We start from the raw sequence: 288 nt of genomic DNA on the forward strand, positions 1-288 counted from the left end.
CGATCTTGTCGAAGAGCTCTTCAAGGCTCGAGTCTGACAAGCTTAAGGGGTCTCCGCCGCTTAAGATGACCTCACTGATTTCTGATCTTGTTGCCACGTAGTCTAGTGCTTGTTGCCATTGCTGGCGAGATTGCTGATGTTCGCTGTAAGGAAAGTTTCTCCTGAAGCAATAGCGGCAATGGATCGCACAGGACTGAGTGAGAATTAATAGTACGCGGGAGGAATATTTGTGAATTAAACCCGGAAGAGGTGAAAAATTCTGCTCCAGGAGAGGTTCGCTAGCATAGC

1 protein-coding gene is annotated in these 288 nt (G+C 47.9%); it reads right to left on the reverse strand.

The window, feature by feature from the left end; translation table 11 throughout:
- Positions 1 to 268: 4Fe-4S cluster-binding domain-containing protein (locus tag A3750_RS26750; protein ID WP_369819918.1), on the reverse strand; the 268-nt coding region annotated here is incomplete at its 3' end.
- Positions 269 to 288 lie beyond the last annotated feature (20 nt).

It is taken from the genome of Oleiphilus sp. HI0079, assembly GCF_001635105.1.